Below are 16,741 nucleotides of genomic sequence, written 5' to 3'. Positions count from 1 at the left end.
GTTCAACTACGAGTCAAGAAACACACAACAGGAGGAGCCCCAGTGGCTAAGGCGAAGTTCGAGCGGACCAAGCCGCACGTGAACATCGGCACGATCGGGCACATCGACCACGGTAAGACGACCCTGACCGCGGCGATCACCAAGGTGCTGCACGACGCGCACCCGGAGCTGAACCCGTTCACGCCTTTCGACGAGATCGACAAGGCTCCCGAGGAGCGGCAGCGCGGCATCACGATCTCGATCGCACACGTCGAGTACCAGACCGATGCGCGGCACTACGCCCACGTCGACTGCCCCGGTCACGCCGACTACATCAAGAACATGATCACCGGCGCGGCGCAGATGGACGGCGCGATCCTCGTGGTCGCCGCCACCGACGGCCCGATGCCGCAGACCCGCGAGCACGTGCTGCTCGCCCGCCAGGTCGGCGTGCCGGCCCTGGTCGTGGCGCTCAACAAGTGCGACATGGTCGACGACGAGGAGCTCATCGAGCTCGTCGAGATGGAGGTGCGCGAGCTCCTCTCCGAGTACGAGTTCCCCGGCGATGACATCCCCGTGGTGCGCGTGGCCGCCTTCCCGGCGCTCAACGGCGACGAGAAGTGGGGCCAGTCGATCCTCGAGCTGATGAACGCCGTCGACGAGTCCATCCCGACTCCCGAGCGTGAGACCGACAAGCCGTTCCTGATGCCGGTCGAGGACGTCTTCACGATCACCGGTCGTGGCACCGTCATCACCGGCCGCATCGAGCGCGGCATCGTCAAGGTCGGCGAGACCGTCGACATCATCGGCATCCGCGAGGAGAAGCAGACCACGACGGTCACCGGTGTGGAGATGTTCCGCAAGCTGCTCGACGAGGGCCAGGCCGGCGAGAACGTCGGTCTGCTGCTCCGCGGCACCAAGCGCGAGGACGTCGAGCGCGGCATGGTCGTGATCAAGCCCGGCACGACGACCCCGCACACCAACTTCGACGCCAACGTCTACATCCTGTCGAAGGAGGAGGGCGGCCGTCACACGCCGTTCTTCAACAACTACCGTCCGCAGTTCTACTTCCGGACCACCGACGTGACCGGCGTGGTGACCCTCCCCGAGGGCACCGAGATGGTCATGCCCGGTGACAACACCGAGATGGCCGTTGAGCTGATCCAGCCCATCGCCATGGACGAGGGCCTGCGGTTCGCGATCCGTGAGGGTGGCCGCACCGTCGGTGCCGGCCGCGTCACCAAGATCACCAAGTAGTCCTTGGCCTGACCAGACCCCCGCTCCCTCGGAGCGGGGGTCTTGCCATGTCACCGGGTCTCGACACGCGAGCTCGGGCCTTCCAGCATCAGGCGGCGCGGCGCATGACCAGGCCGGCGTTCGCCAGCAGGTGCTCGACGCGCAGCCGCTCGGTGTCATGGCCGCTGCCGAGCTCGACGTCCGTGAGGTCGGTGGTGATGCCCAGCGCCTGGCAGCCCTCGACCAGGGCCTGCTCGTAGGCGCGCCGGAACGCCTCGGTCTTGACCCACGAGCGTCCGGGGTGTCCGCCGTAGTAGGCGGCGCCGAGGCGGCGGATGCTGCTGGCGATCTCCTCGATCGGACGGCCCAGTGGCTGCTCCACCTGGCGACGCAGGCGTCGGCGCACTCCGGGTGTGAAGTCGTCGAGCAACCAGTTGATCGCTGCCGGTGACCTGAGCAGCAGCCGCAGCGTCACGGCGCCGGTGAGGCTGAGCGCGACCAGACCCGCGATGCCGCGCAGGAGGTCGCCGTCCACCTGTCGACGGTATGCCCGCCCACCGATGGCCACAACCAGAATGCACGCATGAGGTTCACCCGAGCAGAGCTGCAGTCCTTCCGCGGCGTCGAGGTCCCCGACCTGCTCGGCCCCCGGACGCGGTTGCTCTTCGTCGGCATCAACCCCGGCCTCCGTACGGCGGCTACCCAGACGCACTTCGGCAACCCGGCCAACCGCTTCTGGCCCGCGCTGCTCAAGGCCGGGATCATCGAGGCGCCGGTCGATGTGCGCGACCCGATGACCGACGCCGTCAGGGCCGGGCTCCTCGAGCGCGGCATCGGCATCGCCAGCCTCGTGCGCGGGGCCACCGCGCGAGCCGACGAGCTGACGGCCGGTGAGCTGCGCGAAGGTGGTGAGCGCCTGGTGGCCTTGGTTGAGCAGGTGCGTCCGAGGGTGGTCGCCATGCTCGGCATCACGGCCTATCGCACGGCGTTCGGCAGGCCCCGGGCGGTGCCCGGGCACCAGCCCGAGCCGATCGGGCCGGCGCAGCTGTGGGTGGTCCCGAACCCGAGTGGGCTCAACGCGCACGAGACGGTCGACTCCCTGGCGGCGGCGTACTGCGAACCGGCGCGGGCAGCCGGACTGATCACCTGAGCTGTCCGGTCGCGGGGTCTCGGTCGGTGATGCAGTACGCCATGCCGGTGGGGTCGCGCAGCACGGTCCAGAACTCCTCGACGGTGAGGACCGAGGCGCCCAGGGCGAGGTGTCGCTCGGTCTCGGCGACGCGATCGGGTGACCCGACGTCGAAGTGGGCGCTCACCGGTCCGTCGCGGCGGTCGAGTCGCTGCACCAGCACGGCCAGGGGCACGTCGGGGCCGGGCTGTCGCAGCCAGCTGAACTCCGGGCGACGCACCGAGGGCTCGGGTCGGCCCTGGAGGAGCCCGACCCAGAAGGCGAGCTCGGTGTCGTAGCCGTCGCCCGGCAGGTCCAGGCTGACCTGGTAGACGCGGCTGCGCCGCACCCCGGGCCAGGTGGCCGGGGGCGGCACTCGGGAGGCGGAGCGGGAGACGAGGCAGAAGACGAAGCCGCCCGGCGAGGCCAGCACGACGTACCCCTCCGGCCCGTCGGGCCGTGCCAGCTCGCGAGCACCGAGCGCCAGGGCCTCGACGGTGGCGGCGCTCGGGTCCTCGACGTGGAGGTCGAGGTGCAGCCGGGCCGACCCCTCGCCGAGGCGTTGTACCCGGAGGTAGTCGTCGCCGTCGGTAGGTACGAGGGTGGCGAACTCGCCGTGGTCGCCGCGGGCCGGGGACACGGAGTAGCCGGTCAGGGCACTCCAGAACGTCGTCCCGCGCTGGAAGTCGCCGGCAGGCAGGTCGAGGAACGCGCTGATCCAGGAGACCACGGGCCGAACGCTAGTCGCGACGCTGGCAGGATCGTGCCCATGTCCGAGCCTGCATCCCGTCACGCCCGCGGGACCTTCGCCGTGACCGTCACCCCCGAGGAGAGCGGGATCCCGCAGATCGGTCGCTTCGTGCTCGAGAAGGTGTACGCCGGAGACGCCGAGGGGGTGGGTGTCGGCATCATGCTCTCGGCCGGCGACCCCTCGATCGGCGAGGCGGGGTACGTCGCGCAGGAGATCGCCTCCGTCACCTTGCAGGGCCGACGAGGGACCTTCGCCCTCCAGCAGCTCGGCACCATGTCCGGCGGCGACCAGCAGCTCACCTACGTCATCACCCCCGGCTCGGGCACGGGTGAGCTGGCCGGCATCGCCGGTCGGCTGGACCTCGAGATCCTCGATGGCGAGCACCGCTACGACCTCGTCTACGAGCTGCCGGATGCCTGAGGAGGGAGTGCGCCCGGCGCGCCCCCACCACCGTCTGACCGAGGACGGGCGGCCGATGCGCGAGGTGCTGACCTACGCCCGGAGGGGCTCCCGCTTCACGCCGCGACAGCGTGCGGCGTGGGAGGCCCACCACGAGAGCTGGGTGGTGCCCGACCAGGCCGTGGACCAGCCGGGATTCGCCTGGCGCACCTGGTTCGGACGGGACGCACCGATCATCGTGGAGATCGGCTCGGGCATCGGCGAGACGACGGCTGCGCTGGCGCTGGCCCGGCCGGCCTACGACGTGGTGGCGTTCGAGGTCTGGAGGCCCGGCGTCGCCGACGCCCTGCAGCGGGTGGCCGAGAGCGGCGCGACGAACGTCCGGTTCTGCTCGGTCGACGCCGTGTGGTCGATGGAGCACCTGTTCGGGCCTGGCGAGCTCGCCGAGCTGTGGACGTTCTTCCCCGACCCGTGGCACAAGAAGAAGCACCACAAGCGGCGGCTGGTGACGCCGGCGTTCGCGGGCCTGGTCACCTCGCGGCTGGCTCCCGGGGCGACCTGGCGGCTGGCCACCGACTGGGCCGACTACGCCGAGCAGATGCTCGAGGTGCTCGACGACGAGCCCGGCCTGTCGGGCGGTGTCGTGCCTCGCTGGGACGAGCGGCCGGTGACCAAGTTCGAGCGCAAGGGTCTGGCGGCCGGCCGCACCATCACCGACCTGGCCTACGAGCGGATCTAGGACACTAGGCCGGGAGTCGATGGCCGTTGGCGGGATCTCGGCGGTCGCGGCGCTGGAGCGGAAATAGAATCTGGTCGGTGACCGCCACCATCGAGCCGCGCACCCGGCCGCGCCTGCACCGCGCCTGGTGGGTGGCGGGCGTGACGCTGCTGGGACTGATCAGCGCGGCGGCGTTCAGGTCGACGACCGGTGTGATGCTGGAGCCGCTCGAGGCCGACTTCGGGTGGTCGCGTGCGACGACCAGCTTCGCGGTGACCTTGAACCTGATGGTCTACGGCCTCACCGCACCGTTCGCGGCGGCGCTGATGGAGCGGTTCGGGGTGCGGCGGGTGGCCACCATCGCGCTGGCCCTGGTCAGCGTGGCGATGACGGCCACCTTGTTCATGCAGACCGCCTGGCAGCTGTGGCTGCTGTGGGGCTTCGGCGTCGGGATCGGCACGGGCGCGCTGGCCCTGGTCTTCGGTGCGGTGGTCGCCAACCGCTGGTTCGAGGCGCGCCGGGGCCTGGTGACCGGTGTGTTCTCCGCGGCCAGCTCGACCGGCCAGCTCGTCTTCCTGCCCGCCGTCGCCTACCTTGCCAACGGGCCCGGCTGGCAGTGGGCGGCTGGCCTGGTGGGGGCGTTCGCGCTCGTGCTGGCGCCCCTGACCTGGTGGCTGCTGCGCGACCATCCCGCTGATGTCGGGCTGCTGCCCTACGGCGCCGATCCCGCGACGTACGTCGAGCCGGCGCCGACCCGAGGTGGTGAGAGTGCCGCTGGGTTCGCCGTACGCGTGCTCCGCGAGAGTGCGCGCAGCCGGGTGTTCTGGATCCTGATGGTCACCTTCTGGATCTGCGGTTGGTCGACCAACGGCCTGATCGGCACCCACTTCGTGCCGGCAGCCCACGACCACGGGATGCCCGCGACCACGAGCGCCGGCCTGCTGGCGCTGGTCGGCATCTTCGACATCCTCGGCACCGTGGCGAGCGGCTGGCTGACCGACCGGGTCGACAGCCGCTACCTGCTCTTCGCCTACTACGGCCTGCGCGGGCTCTCGCTGTTGGTCGTCCCCTGGGTGCTGGCTGCGACCGTCAAGCCGAGCCTGTTCGTGTTCATCGTGTTCTACGGCCTCGACTGGGTGGCGACCGTGCCTCCGACGGTGGCGCTGTGCCGCCAGCACTTCGGGCTGCAGCGCAGCTCGGTGGTCTTCGGCTGGGTCTATGCCAGCCACATGATCGGCGCCGGGGTCGCGGCGAGCTTCGCGGGGTTCGTGCGGCAGCAGGCCGGCGACTACTTCGCCGCCTGGATGACCGCCGGTGGGCTGTGCCTGGGGGCGGCTGCCCTGTGCCTGCTCATGCCGCGCCATCGGGTCGAGAACGTGGACACGACCACGACAGCGCAGATGTGACCTCAACCTTTCGCTCGTGCGCGAGGTCTTTCTCGTCGTGAGTGACTCGGAACCTCGGTTCGCGGACTTCATGGCCGCCAGCTGGGCGCGGCTGTACCGGACCGCCTACCTGCTGACCGGCGACCCGCACGAGGCCGAGGACCTGCTGCAGACCGTCCTGGCCAAGACGTGCGTGCGCTGGGGCTCCATCCGCGACAAGCGCGCGGCCGAGGCCTACGTACGCCGAGGGCTGGCGCGCGAGGTGCAACGTACGTGGCGGCGCCGCGGCCGCGAGGTCGTCACCGACTCGCTCCCCGACCCGGGCCACGCCGGGGCGCTGGCCACCCGCGCCGACCACCTCGCGCTGTGGCAGGAGATCCGCAACCTCCCGCCGCGGATGCGCGCGACCTTGGTGCTGCGCTACTTCGAGGACCTGACCGAGGCCCAGACCGCTGATGCGCTCGGCTGCTCGATCGGCTCGGTGAAGAGCCAGACCCACCACGCGCTGGTGCGACTGCGCGCCGCGCTTCCCGATCTCGAGCTCGCCAAGGAGCTGCCATGACCACCGACATCCGCGAGACGCTGCACGACATCGGCGCGGCCGTAGCGCCGCCGGTCATCGACCTGGTCGCCTTCGACGGACGCCTACGACGCGCGCGCCGCGCCCGCCGGCTCGGACAGACCGCGGTCGCCGCCGCTGCCGTGGCTGTCGTGGGCATCGGCGCCTGGCTGGTCGCGCCCGGGGGTTCAGGTCGGCCGGACGTCGCAGGAGACGGGCAGCGCAGCGAGGTGCCCACGCGGAGTCGCAACGTGCTCGCCTACGTCGAGCAGCACAAGCTCTTCCTCAGCCCGCCTGATGACCCGTCGTTCGAGGTCGACACCGGCATCGAGGTCGAGGAGATCGTGGCCCGAGTGCCGGACGGTGTGGTCTACGTCGACCTCGACAGCCACCTCAAGCGGGTCGACGTACGCATCGACGGCACCGTGGGAGAGCCCGTCGACGTGGTCGGCTCTGAGCCGATCCAGTGGGCGGCGGTGGACGCCACCGCGACGCAGCTGTGGTTCGTCGACCTCGACAACACGCTGCACCGCCGCGCGCTCGGCCAGCAGACCGACCTCGAGACCATCGAGCTGACCCCTGGACAGCAGGTACTCGCCGTCGGCCAGGACAGCTGGGCGGCCGACGGCGTCAACTCCGTCGAGCTCCACGTGGGGAAGGCGTTCTACGACGTGAGGCCCGCGTCGTCGCCGCTGCGTGCCGCGCTCGCGGGCCAGGTGCTGGCGGTGACCACGCAGGAGGGCACGGAGATCTGGTCGACCGTGGGGAAGCGGCGTTACGACGCCCTCGGCTTAGGGACCGCGGCGCTCTCACCGGACGGGCGGTGGCTGGCGTCCGGCGCCGACGACGCCGACCGCGACGCGCGGTTGAAAGGCGGCCTGTACCTCACCGACCTCGGGAGCGGAAGCACGGCGAGGGTGACCTTCGACCGGCTCGACGGTCCTGTCATCGACATCTGGTGGGAGGACGCCGAGCGCTACTTCGTCGTCGCGGACGCCTTCGGCGACGGCGGGGTGCGGCGCCAGCTCTCCGAGTGCACTGCCGACGCCGGCTGCCTGCTTCGCTTCGAGGACACGTCAGGCACGCTCCAGCTCCCGAGGGACTGACGGGTCAGGGCCGTCGAGAGGTCAGCCGTTCGCGGAACGCCCGCTCGCGGCCGAGTCGGGCCTGGTCGCGCTCGCGCCGCGTGGCGATGACGGCGGCGAGGTAGGCCTCGGGGGCAGTGCCGGGCGGCGGTGGGGGAGCGACGTACGGCGCGACCTGCTGCGCCAGCGTGGCTGCGACGCCGGCGCGGGCCGACGGCTCGAGGTCGGGCAGACGCGAGAGGAGCTGGCGGATCGCCAGGGCCAGGCCCGTGGGCAGCGAGGTTACGTCGGCAGCGCGCGCCCAGCCGGCCAGCTCGCGCGGCATCAGGGGCGGCGGCTGCAGGCGGAGCTTGATCCGCTCGCGCACGACGTAGGTCCCGGCTGCGTAGTCCCCCAGGCGCTTGCCGCGCGAGCTCAGCATCGCCGAGAAGAACGCCGCGCCCCCTCCGGTCGCGTAGATCTCGACGAACCCGACCAGGGCGCGCACGAAGGCGTGCTGGAAGGTGATCGGTCCGGCGTCGTCGCGCACGACCCGCAGCCCGCAGGCCGCCTTGCCGAGTGACTTGCCTCGCGTGAGCGCCTCGACCGTGGTCGGGATGACGAGGAAGACCACGATCATGGTGCCGACGAACGCGACGTGCACCACCGCATCGTCGGCTTGCAACGCGGCGAGCACGAAGGTGAAGATCACTGCCAGCAGCAGCGCCGCGGTGACCACCACGTCGATCAGGCCCGAGGCGAGCCGGATGCCGAGGCTTGCCGGCGGCAGGTCGAGGGCCACCGCCTCGCCGGTCACGAGGTCGTCGGTGGTCAGAGTCGCGAACTCGGGTGCCGCCACGCCTCCAGAGCCTAGGCTCCATCACGTGGACCTGGACGCGTACGTGCTTGCGCACCATGCGGACTGGACCAGGCTCGAGTCACTCCTGCGGCGCCGACACCTCAGCGGCGAGGAGGCCGACGAGCTGGTGGAGCGGTACCAGCAGGTCGCCACGCACCTCTCGGTCCTGCGCTCGGCCGCCCCCGACCCGACCCTGGTCGCGCACCTGTCGTCGCTGTTGGCCAGGGCGCGCAACCGGTCGGTCGGTACCCGGGTCAGCACCTGGCGCGGCGCCGCGTTGTTCTTCACCGAGCGCTTCCCGGCCGCGCTGTACCGCCTGCGGTGGTGGTGGCTGGGCTGCCTGACGGCCAACGTGCTCGTCACGGCCGTGATGATGTGGTGGCTGCTCGACCACCCCAACGTCGAGCAGAGCCTGCTGTCGCCCGGCGAGGTCGACCAGCTGGTCAACAACGACTTCGAGGGCTACTACAGCGAGTACGCCGCCAGCCACTTCGCCGCGCAGGTGTGGGTCAACAACGCGTGGGTCGCGGCGCTGTGCCTGGGCCTGGGCATCTTGGGGCTGCCGCTGGTCAAGGTGCTCTTCGACAACGTGGTCAACCTCGCGGTGATCGGTTCGATCATGACGCGCCACGACCGGGGAGAGCTGTTCTGGGGGCTGATCCTGCCTCACGGCCTGCTGGAGCTGACGGCGGTCTTCGTCGCGGGCGGGGTGGGCTTTCGGCTGTTCTGGTCCTGGGTCGAGCCAGGGGATCTGTCGCGTTCGCAGGCCCTGGCCCGCGAGGGTCGGACGGCTGGCACGGTCGCGCTCGGCCTGGTCGCCGTCCTGCTCGTGTCGGGGGTGATCGAGGCGTTCGTGACGCCGTCGGGCCTGCCGACGTGGGCGCGCGTGGGCATCGGCGTGCTGGCCGAGGTGGTGTTCTTCACCTACGTCTTCACCCTCGGACGCTCTGCCTACCTGCGCGGCGCGACCGGCGACATCGACGCATCGCTCCTCGAGGACCGGGTGGCCTCCCAGGGCTGACTTCCGGCGTACTCCCGTGCGGTTGACGGGTAGATCCGCCGTTTTGACCCGTCAACCGCACGGGACTACCCCCGCCGCGGAGCCCTACGCTGTGCGATTGTGCGAGTCGGACTTCTCGGCACGGTGCACGTCGAGGTGGACGGCACCGACCGGACCCCAGCGGGCAAGCGTGATCGTGCGCTCCTGGCCCTGCTCGCACTGCGGCCGGGTGAGGTCGTGGCGGCCGACGAGGTCGCGGCTGGCCTGTGGGGCTCGCTCGTACCTCCCACCGGTGCCCTGGATGCCCTGGTCGAGCGGGTGCGCCACGACTGTGCCGGCGACGCACTGACCTCGGGTGCCGAGGGGCTCACGCTCGTCATCGAGCCCACCGACGTGGACGCGCTGGAGGCCGAGCGGCTGGGTGCTCTCGCGCGGGACCAGGTAGGCGACGAGCAGCCCTGGGAGGCGCTCGACTCACTCGACGGCGCGCTCTCCTTGTGGCGCGGGCCCGTGCTGTCGGGCGTCGAGGACGTGCCCTTCGCCCGGCCGGCCATCGGACGGTACGACGAGCTGCGCCACACCCTGACCGAGGAGAGGTTCGAGCTGCTGTTCCGGCTCAACCGAGCCGAGCAGGCCATCGAGGAGCTGCGCGTCGCCACCCGTGAGCACCCGACCCGCGAGCGGTACTGGGGCCAGCTGATGACCGCGCTGCACCGCGAGCACCGCACCCAGGAGGCGCTGGAGGTGTACGCCGCCGCGCGCGCGGTGATGGCCGACGAGCTCGGCATCGAACCGGGCGAGGCGCTCCAGCGCATCGAGGCCGCCATCTTGCTGGAGGACCCGGCCCGCGACCCCGACCTCGGTGCCCACCCGATGCCGCGCGAGGCCGCAAGGCTCCCGGCGCCCCGGACCCCGACGTACGGCCGTGACGAGCTGGTCGCCAGTGTGGTGCGCAGCCTCCAAGATCGCGAGATCCACCTGGTGACGCTGACCGGCCTCGGCGGCAGCGGCAAGACCCGGGTCGCGACCGTGGCAGCGATCCAGCTGCGCGACGAGGCGGGACAGGCGGTGCACTACCACGAGGTCACCGAGCGCGAGACCGTCGATGACGTCGTCACCGCCGTCACCGCGATCGTCGGAGAGGCCCACGTCGACGGGCTGGCCGAGGAGCGGGCCCTGGTCGTCCTCGACAACGTCGATGCCTGCCCCGACGGGTCCGAGGCCGTCTCGCGGCTGCTCGAGGAGCTGCCGTCGGTCGTCCTCCTGGCGACGTGCCGGGTGCCGCTGAGACGGCGCTCGGAGCACACCATCGCGGTGCCGCCGCTGGCGGTGCCCGAGCCGGGTGCCTCGATCGGCGAGATCGAGGACAGCCCGGCCGTCCAGATGTTCTTGAGGGTGGCCGCCCAGGCCGATGCCGGGTTCGACGGTGACGGCCAGGAGCAGGTGCTGGCGGAGGTGTGCCGCCTGCTCGACGGCTCGCCGCTCGCCATCGAGCTGGCGGCCGCGCGCGTGCGGCTGATGGGCCTGACGGGACTGCGCGAGAGCCTCGGGTCGGGCCTGGAGCTGCTGCGGACCACGGCCGCAGACGTACCCGAGCGCCAGCGCGCGGTCGCGACCACGATCGCCTGGAGCCATGACCGGCTGGGCGAGGCCGCCCAGCGACTGTGCCGGCGCCTGGTGATCTTCGAGCAGGCCTTCACCCTGGAGGCCGTCGAGGCGGCCGCGGCCGACGTGGGCGAGGTCATCGAGCTGCTCACCCAGGTGATGGAGGCGGGGCTGATCCGCCCGCTCATCGGTCGGATCCGGATCGGCTTCGTGATGCCGGTGACCGTGCGTTCCTTCGTACGCCGGATGGTCACTGACCCGCGCGAGAACGACGCCGCGCGACTGGCCCTCGCCGAGTACCTCATCGACCAGGTCGAGCGCTGGCGAGCCGACCTCGACCGGGCCGAGGGGCCGCTCGCCCTCGCCCGCTTCCTGGACGTGGGAGCCGACGTGCACGCCTCGATCGAGGCGACCCTCCGGCTGGGTCGCATCCAGGAAGGGGTGGCACTGACCTTGGCGTCCGGCCCGTTCTGGGCCTCGGCCGGCGAGCTGCGCCCTGGGCTTGCTCGGACCCGTGAGGTGCTCAAGCACGTCGCCGGCACGTCGCGGGAGGCCGGGCGCCTGCACGAGCTGGCAGCGAGGCTGGCCTACCACCTCAACGACTACGAGGACGCGCTGACCGAGTTCGAGCGCGCACTGGCGATCGCGGAGCCGTTGGGTGACGAGGCGACCGTCGCGTCGAGCCGCATCTTCAGCGGGGGCATCCTGGTCGTGACCGGCGAGCTGCAACGAGGGACCGAGATGGTCACGGTCGGCGCCGATGCGGCCACGCGCCTGGACCTGTACCCGCTCGTCGCAGAGGCCCTCAGCGGCCTTGCGATCGCACACGCGGTGGCGGGCGAGTTCGACAGCGAGCGCGAGACCCATGTCGAGCGACTCGCCGTCGCACGAGCCCACGGCGACGTCGCCCGCACGGCCGATGCCCTCGAAGTACTGGCCGAGATCGCTCTCGACGAGGCTGATGCGTCGGCGGCACGCACCTACGCCGAGGAAGCGCTGGCGATCGCCCTGCCCGGACTGCCGGTCGAGGCCCGCGAGGCACGCATCGCGTTGGCCCGCGCCGCCGTGGCCGAAGGTGACCTGGCGGGCGCCGCCGCCACGCTCGGGCAGGCCTTCGAGGCGGCCGAGAAGATCGGCCAGAAGCTGGCCATCGCGCAGTGCTATCGCGTGGCCGGCTGCCTGGCCGCCGCCCGCAACGAAGCCGCGACGGCCGTGCGGCTCTTTGCCGCTGCCCACCGGTTGAGGCCGTCCGAGAGCGGCACGGACGTCCCGATGGAAGCAGACCTTGCCGCTGGGCTCGAGACCGCACGCGAGGCTCTGGGGGCCGACGCGTCGGCGCGCGAGTGGACCGTCGGGGAGTCCACGCCCGCCGCCCGCACGCGCGAGCTGCTCCTCGAGGTGGTCACGGCCGTCCCGGTGTGAGCTGCCCTGAGTCGACCTGGTCCGAATTAGCCAGTCGTCAGCGCGGCCGGAAGCGCCTAGGCTTCGGCAAGGGAGAACCGCATGGACCTGGGGGGGCATGATGCGGAAGACGCATCGAGCGACGCTGCAGGCAGCCGTCGGAGTGCTGGTGGCAGCGGGCATCGTGGTGGTCGCAACACCGCAGCACGCCTCGGCGGCACTGCCTGCCGTGTGCTCCTCCGGGGTCGCCAACGTGCACAACTGGACGGGTGGGGCCGGCAGCTTCGACTGGGACGCCGCCGGCAACTGGGACAACGGCGTCGTGCCCAACGGCCCCAACGAGGTCGCCTGCATCGAGAACTCCGGACCTGACGTGTTCCAGGACACCACCGGGTTCGAGCACGTGCAGGTGGGTGAGCTGCACCTGGTCAACTCCGGCGTCTGGATCCAGGCCGGGTCGGGCATCTTCGTCAACGGGTCGGCGACCTCGGTCTGGGACGAGAACTCCAGACTCTGGGTCGACGACGCGCACTTCGGCGGCACCGCCCGCATCGACAGCTACGGGAGCATCGACATCACCGGATCGTCGGTCATCGACTCCGTCAACGGCACTGCGGGGATGGTCAACCCAGCGAGCCGGGCCGGGTTCCTCAACATCGCCAAGACGGCCACCAGCACCGGCAGCCTCACCGTCGAGGGAGTTCTCCAGCTCTTCACCGACTACCACCTCGACGTCTCCGGAGTCGTAAACGTCGGGGACAACGCGCTGATCTCGGCCGATTGGGGGACCTCGCTCACCATCAACCCGCAGGGTCAGCTTGGCTTCTACGGCAACGGCGGCTGGTACCAGGGCGCCTCAGTGCCCGGCCGGACCAAGGCGGTCGTCACCAACCGCGGCGAGATCGGCAAGTTCGTCGGGGGTACCACCTCGGTCGTCGACGCCGACTACCGGCAGCTCGATGCCGGCCGGGTGCAGGTGGCGTGCTGCTCCACCCTGGCCATCGCCGGGACGAACATCATCGGCGGTGCGGTCGCACCCCATCACGGCCTCGCCACCGGCGCGTGCGGACTCAACCAGGTGACCATCTGCGCGGGCAGCGCCGACCCTGCCGTCGACCCGATGAGCCTGAAGATCTTCATGCCCGAAAACCAAGGCGGAGTCGCTGAGGTGCAGGAGCTGGGCAACCCCGCTCCCACGGTCGACTCCAGGGCCGTCGGCAACGAGGTGCTCGCCAACATCGACAACTTCGTCGGCGACCCCAGCGATCCCGCCATCCTGACCCTGCGCTACTCACAGGCCGACGTGATGGCCGCGCCCCTCGACGAGCTGTACGTCGCCCACGTCGACGACGTGACGGGCGCGATGACCAAGGTGCCCGACTGTGATGCGGGTGCCATCCCCACCGGCGAGGCCTACTGCCTCGACCGTTCACTGCTGGGCCGCAACAGCAGCAACACCAGCTTCCGGGTGCTCACCACCCGGACCTCCCGCTGGCACATCCGCCGGGTGCAGGCGGGGGAGACGTTCGACCAGACCGCGCCCAGCGTCCCGACTGGCCTGAAGGCCTCGCTCGCCGCGCCCGGCGACGGCTCCGGCGTGAAGCTGATCTGGACCGGACCGGCCGACGACGGCGGCGCGGCGCCCAGTTCCTACAAGATCTTCCGTGACGGGGTGCTGGCCAAGACGACGAGCACCGGCGCCACGTCGACGGTGGTCAAGAACAACGGTCCCGGCAAGCACACCTTCAAGGTCCAAGCCGTCAACATCGTCGGTCCCAGCCCCAGGTCCACGGCGGCGGCGGTCACGATCAGCAAGACCTTCTCTGCCCCGCGCAAGGTTGTCTCGCTCCGAGGCGCTGCCGGCGGCGCGCTGACCGCCGGCGCGAAGTGGACGCCTCCGGCGTCATCCGGCGGCTACGCCATCACCCGCTACAAGGTCGCGGCCTTCACCACGAGTGGCCGGATGGTCGCTTCGATCACCGTCAAGGGCGGAGCGCGCAAGGCCTTCTTGACCCTCAAGAAGGGCCGCTACGTGTTCAAGGTCCGGGCGCTGAACTTCGCCAAGAAGTGGAGTCCCTGGAGCAGGCCCAGCACGGCGGTGAGCCCCCGCTGACCCCGATTCGTCAGCGGTCCTACGGGTGCTCGCCGCGAGGGAGTCTGTGACGAATCGCGGTTTGAGGGGCCTCAGAGCAGGCCGCGTGCCTTGAGGTCGAGGTAGTGGTCGGCGAGTGCGGGTGGCAGGCGCTCGGCTGGGGCGTCCACGACGTCCACCCCCAGGGCACCGAGCAGCTCGGCGGTGCCGCGGCGGCGTTCGAGCACCCGGGCAGCTGCCGCGGCGTCGTACACCTCCTCGATGTCTCCGCGCGCCGCGGCGAGGCGGTCCAGGGCCGGGTCCTTCACCGAGGCGAGGACGACGCGATGGTGCTTGGTCAGCGTCGGCAGGACCGGCAGGAGTCCCTCCTCCACGGCCGAGGACTCCAGGGGGGTCAGGAGGACGACGAGGGCGCGCTGGCGGCCCAACGAGGTCACGGCGCCGGCCAGCACCGCCCAGTCGGCCTCGGCGATGACGGGCTCGAGGTCGGCCATCGTGTCCTGGAGTGTGGCTGCCGCGTCGCGCGCGCCCGTCGCGCGCAGCCGCGCCCGTACGCGTCGATCACCGGCGAGGAAGTCGACGCGGTCACCCGCGCGGGCGGCGAGAGCGGACAGGAGCAGCGCGGCGTCCATCGCCGAGTCGAGGCGTGGGATGTCGTCGACGCGCCCGGCCGACGTGCGCGAGGTGTCGAGCACGATCACCACGCGCCGGTCGCGCTCGGGCTGCCAGGTGCGGACCACGACGTTGCGGTTGCGAGCCGTGGCGCGCCAGTCGATCGAGCGGACGTCGTCGCCGCGGACGTACTCGCGCAGCGAGTCGAACTCGGTGCCCTGCCCGCGCACTCGCACGGCCGAGCGCCCGTCGAGGTCGCGCAGCCTGGCCAGCCTCGACGGCAGGTGCTTGCGCGACTCGAACGGCGGCAGGGATCGCACCACGCCCGGGACCGACGTGGTCAGCTGGCGTGAGGCCAGGCCGAGCGGTCCGCGGGCGCGGACGGTGACGCCCCGAGCGCGCAGGTCGCCTCGGCGTACGGGCTGCAACGGGGTGCGCAGCAGCACCCTGTCGCCCGGGGCCAGCGCTATCCGGAACCGGTTGTCGCTGGCCCGCGCCGTCGGCTGCCATGCGTCGCGCAGCACCCCGCGGATGCGCCGCCGCGACGGGTTGGCGACCACCAGCGTGGTCTCGGTCGGGTAGCCCAGTCGCACCGGCGCCGTGTCCGTGCGTCGGATCTGCAGGGCACTGGGCCGGGGTGCCAGCAGCGCGTCGAGGCAGACCACGAACGCGACGACCAGCAGCCACAGCCACATCGTGCCGAACGAGGGGCGCAGTACGACGGGCAGCAGGCCCAGCAGCACCAACAGGGGTACGCGACCGGAGATGGCCATCAGGGCGCCGACCTCATCGGGGTACGGGCACGGACCCGAGAGCCGATTCCAGGACGTGGCCCACCTGGACGCCCTCGAGCTCGGCCTCGGGGCGCAGGCCGAGCCGGTGGGCCAACGTGGCGTGGGCGAGCGCCTTCACGTCGTCGGGGGTCACGAAGTCCCGGCCGGTCAGCCAGGCCCACGCTCGGGCCGAGCGCATCAGGGCAGTGGCGCCGCGCGGGCTCACCCCGAGGCTGAGCGAGGGCGACTCGCGCGTGGCCCGGGCGATGTCGACGATGTAGGACGCGACCTCGGGCGCGACCTGCACCTGCCGGACCGCGACCTGACCGGCGGCGATGTCGTCGGGGCCGCAGACCGCACGAACGCCGGCGCCCGCCACGTCTCGTGGGTCGAAGCCCTCGGCGTGCCGGCGCAGGATCTCCAGCTCGGCGTCCCTCGGCGGGATGGGCAGCACGACCTTGAGCAGGAACCTGTCGAGCTGGGCCTCCGGCAGGGGATAGGTGCCTTCGTACTCGACCGGGTTCTGCGTGGCGGCGACCAGGAAGGGCCGGGGCAGCGGCCTCGAGACCCCGTCGACCGAGACCTGGCCCTCCTCCATCGCCTCCAGCAGTGCGGACTGGGTCTTGGGCGGCGTGCGGTTGATCTCGTCGGCCAGCAGCAGGTTGGTGAACAGCGGCCCCTCGCGGAAGCTCAGCTCGCCCTGCTTGCTGTCGATGACCATCGAGCCGGTGATGTCGCCGGGCATCAGGTCGGGGGTGAACTGCACGCGTCGGGTGCGGACGTCGAGCGCGCCCGCCAGGGTGCGCACCAGCAGGGTCTTGGCGACACCGGGCACCCCCTCCATCAGCACGTGCCCGCCGCACAGCAGCGCGACCAGCAGACCGGACACAGCTGCGTCCTGTCCCACCACTGCCTTGGCCACCTCGCCGCGGACGGCAGCCAGGCGCTCGCGGACCTCACCGTCCGCTGGTTGAGGAGGTCGCCCGCCCTCCGCTGGTTGAGGAGGTCGCCCGTCCTCCGCTGGTTGAGGAGGTCGCCCGCCCTCCGCTGGTTGAGGAGGTCGCCCGCCCTCCGCTGGTTGAGGAGGTCGCCCGCCCTCCGCTGGTTGAGGAGGTCGCCCGCCCTCCGCTGGTTGAGGAG

General features: G+C 71.4%; 16 protein-coding genes. 10 read left to right on the top strand and 6 right to left on the bottom strand.

Going from position 1 to position 16,741, the window contains the following annotated elements; translation table 11 throughout:
- The first annotated feature begins 42 nt into the window (after positions 1–42).
- Positions 43–1,236 carry an elongation factor Tu gene (gene tuf, locus ISU10_RS19385; RefSeq protein WP_194698088.1) on the top strand — a complete coding sequence of 398 codons (1,194 nt, stop codon included), beginning with the start codon at positions 43–45 and terminating at the stop codon, positions 1,234–1,236.
- A gap of 88 nt (positions 1,237–1,324) precedes the next feature.
- Here tuf and ISU10_RS19380 read toward each other — a convergent pair whose 3' ends face one another.
- A complete protein-coding gene (locus ISU10_RS19380; RefSeq protein ID WP_194698087.1) occupies positions 1,325–1,750 on the bottom strand; it encodes a hypothetical protein in 426 nt (141 codons plus the stop codon).
- A 48-nt stretch (positions 1,751–1,798) separates the two neighbouring features.
- Between ISU10_RS19380 and ISU10_RS19375 the strand changes: the two genes are divergently transcribed.
- Positions 1,799–2,365 (top strand): mismatch-specific DNA-glycosylase, encoded by a 567-nt coding sequence (locus ISU10_RS19375; RefSeq protein ID WP_194698086.1) that lies wholly within the window; start codon positions 1,799–1,801, stop codon positions 2,363–2,365.
- Here ISU10_RS19375 and ISU10_RS19370 read toward each other — a convergent pair.
- Complete coding sequence (locus ISU10_RS19370; protein ID WP_370865725.1) at positions 2,358–3,113, bottom strand: VOC family protein; 756 nt, start codon at positions 3,111–3,113, stop codon at positions 2,358–2,360. The two genes, ISU10_RS19375 and ISU10_RS19370, sit on opposite strands and share 8 nt — an antisense overlap.
- Positions 3,114–3,152: 39 nt before the next feature.
- Here ISU10_RS19370 and ISU10_RS19365 point away from each other — a divergent pair, with 39 nt between their 5' ends.
- From ISU10_RS19365 to ISU10_RS19345, 5 genes are all read left to right on the top strand, one after another.
- Entirely contained in the window at positions 3,153–3,554 is a 402-nt protein-coding gene (locus tag ISU10_RS19365) for a DUF3224 domain-containing protein (protein ID WP_194698084.1), read from the top strand.
- Positions 3,547–4,272, top strand: a complete 726-nt coding sequence (gene trmB / locus ISU10_RS19360) for a tRNA (guanosine(46)-N7)-methyltransferase TrmB (protein WP_194698083.1) — start codon at positions 3,547–3,549, stop codon at positions 4,270–4,272. Before ISU10_RS19365 ends, trmB begins: the two co-directional genes overlap by 8 nt.
- 77 nt (positions 4,273–4,349) lie before the next feature.
- On the top strand, positions 4,350–5,657 hold the full coding sequence (locus ISU10_RS19355) for an MFS transporter (RefSeq protein ID WP_194698082.1): 1,308 nt from the start codon (positions 4,350–4,352) through the stop codon (positions 5,655–5,657).
- Positions 5,658–5,694: 37 nt separating this feature from the next.
- On the top strand, positions 5,695–6,198 hold the full coding sequence (locus ISU10_RS19350) for a SigE family RNA polymerase sigma factor (protein ID WP_194698081.1): 504 nt from the start codon (positions 5,695–5,697) through the stop codon (positions 6,196–6,198).
- Positions 6,195–7,301, top strand: coding sequence for a hypothetical protein (locus tag ISU10_RS19345; RefSeq protein WP_194698080.1), 1,107 nt, complete (start codon positions 6,195–6,197; stop codon positions 7,299–7,301). Before ISU10_RS19350 ends, ISU10_RS19345 begins: the two co-directional genes overlap by 4 nt.
- Positions 7,302–7,305: 4 nt before the next feature.
- Here ISU10_RS19345 and ISU10_RS19340 read toward each other — a convergent pair whose 3' ends face one another.
- The gene (locus tag ISU10_RS19340) at positions 7,306–8,118 is read right to left on the bottom strand and encodes an RDD family protein (protein ID WP_194698079.1); all 813 of its coding nucleotides are present in this window, start codon (positions 8,116–8,118) and stop codon (positions 7,306–7,308) included.
- 25 nt (positions 8,119–8,143) lie between these two features.
- On the opposite strand from ISU10_RS19340, the gene ISU10_RS19335 reads away from it, so the two are divergent.
- From ISU10_RS19335 to ISU10_RS19325, 3 genes are all read left to right on the top strand, one after another.
- Positions 8,144–9,139: a stage II sporulation protein M gene (locus ISU10_RS19335; protein ID WP_194698078.1), complete on the top strand. Its 996-nt coding sequence runs from the start codon at positions 8,144–8,146 to the stop codon at positions 9,137–9,139.
- Between the two features lie 99 nt (positions 9,140–9,238).
- Positions 9,239–12,145 (top strand): ATP-binding protein, encoded by a 2,907-nt coding sequence (locus ISU10_RS19330; protein WP_194698077.1) that lies wholly within the window; start codon positions 9,239–9,241, stop codon positions 12,143–12,145.
- Between the two features lie 100 nt (positions 12,146–12,245).
- On the top strand, positions 12,246–14,237 hold the full coding sequence (locus tag ISU10_RS19325; RefSeq protein ID WP_194698076.1) for a fibronectin type III domain-containing protein: 1,992 nt from the start codon (positions 12,246–12,248) through the stop codon (positions 14,235–14,237).
- Positions 14,238–14,308: 71 nt separating this feature from the next.
- Here the strand turns inward: ISU10_RS19325 and ISU10_RS19320 are convergent, their stop codons facing one another.
- From ISU10_RS19320 to ISU10_RS23310, 3 genes are all read right to left on the bottom strand, one after another.
- Complete coding sequence (locus tag ISU10_RS19320; protein ID WP_194698075.1) at positions 14,309–15,601, bottom strand: DUF58 domain-containing protein; 1,293 nt, start codon at positions 15,599–15,601, stop codon at positions 14,309–14,311.
- Positions 15,602–15,614: 13 nt separating this feature from the next.
- Entirely contained in the window at positions 15,615–16,544 is a 930-nt protein-coding gene (locus ISU10_RS19315; protein ID WP_194698110.1) for an AAA family ATPase, read from the bottom strand.
- A gap of 13 nt (positions 16,545–16,557) precedes the next feature.
- Positions 16,558–16,741, bottom strand: a 184-nt coding sequence (locus ISU10_RS23310; RefSeq protein ID WP_228501387.1) for a hypothetical protein, incomplete at its 5' end; no start/stop codon positions are given.

Source organism: Nocardioides agariphilus, from assembly GCF_015352445.1.
Classification (GTDB): Bacteria; Actinomycetota; Actinomycetes; order Propionibacteriales; family Nocardioidaceae; genus Nocardioides; species Nocardioides agariphilus.
The sequence above is the reverse complement of the archived record's forward strand: the minus strand, read 5'-3'. Positions and strand labels throughout refer to the sequence as shown.

Bases quoted from the DNA above. Each gene is read 5' to 3' on its own strand.
- ISU10_RS19375 (WP_194698086.1), top strand. From the start codon at position 1,799: ATGAGGTTCACCCGAGCAGAGCTGCAGTCCTTCCGCGGCGTCGAGGTC.
- ISU10_RS19365 (WP_194698084.1), top strand. From the start codon at position 3,153: ATGTCCGAGCCTGCATCCCGTCACGCCCGCGGGACCTTCGCCGTGACC.
- trmB (WP_194698083.1), top strand. From the start codon at position 3,547: ATGCCTGAGGAGGGAGTGCGCCCGGCGCGCCCCCACCACCGTCTGACC.
- ISU10_RS19345 (WP_194698080.1), top strand. From the start codon at position 6,195: ATGACCACCGACATCCGCGAGACGCTGCACGACATCGGCGCGGCCGTA.
- ISU10_RS19325 (WP_194698076.1), top strand. From the start codon at position 12,246: ATGCGGAAGACGCATCGAGCGACGCTGCAGGCAGCCGTCGGAGTGCTG.
- ISU10_RS19320 (WP_194698075.1), bottom strand. From the start codon at position 15,601: ATGGCCATCTCCGGTCGCGTACCCCTGTTGGTGCTGCTGGGCCTGCTG.